General features: G+C 33.0%; 2 protein-coding genes. Both read left to right on the forward strand.

What is annotated here, in order from left to right:
• On the forward strand, window positions 1–297 hold a 297-nt coding region (locus SCA31_RS22425; protein ID WP_410699270.1), incomplete at its 5' end, for a hypothetical protein.
• Between the two features lie 16 nt (window positions 298–313).
• On the forward strand, window positions 314–795 hold a 482-nt coding region (locus SCA31_RS22430; protein ID WP_410699271.1), incomplete at its 3' end, for a DUF6705 family protein.

Genomic DNA, 795 nt, shown 5'->3' on the forward strand with positions numbered 1-795 from the left:
GTCAATAAGGTATTTATTTCTGTCGTTACCTCCGATGGAATATACCAGTTAAGGGGGGACAACATTGATCCTGATAAACTCACGATGTATAGCCCTAATGAAATTAAAAGTTTAAATAGTATTTATTCTGATAAAATGGGAAACCCTAACATGTCAAGGGATGCCCTGCAAAAGGAATTTCTTAAGTTCATGGAAAAGAGCATGAAAATTGAGGGAGCCAAGCTATACGAACAGGATAGCGATGGCAAGACTTCTGAGGTAAAAAAAGACGGGCCAAAGGTTGATTGTCCAATATAATATAATATGAAAAAATATGAAAAAAATAGTTATTATACTTTTACTAGCCTGTGTAAATTTAATATTTGCGCAACAGGTTTTTCCTTTAAATACGCCTAAAATTGACACTCCAAATGAAGCCTATTATAAGGATCTGGATGGAGAACTTAACCAATACGTAGGAACATGGAAGGGAAATTGGGAGGGAAAAACATTATTTTTAGAATTGAGAAAAGTGAAAAAAAAATATCCATTAAGTGATGGAAACTATTTTACGGATAAGATAGTAGGAGAACGAAAAATTATATCACCTAATGGGATGGTAGAGGTAGACCGAATTACCAATTTCGATGAAAAATCATCTGAATTTGAAGGGATGTTTGGACAAAAGAAAGACTTTTCTCAGAAGTTTCTTTTATTTCAACCTGATAATATGTGCAACAAAACAGCTAATGTTAACATTAACTTTACCAATGCACAAAAAACAGAAATGAAACTAAGCCTAAAGTTAAATCCAAA

The organism is Chryseobacterium sp. SIMBA_028 (assembly GCF_046535285.1).
Classification (GTDB): Bacteria; Bacteroidota; Bacteroidia; order Flavobacteriales; family Weeksellaceae; genus Chryseobacterium.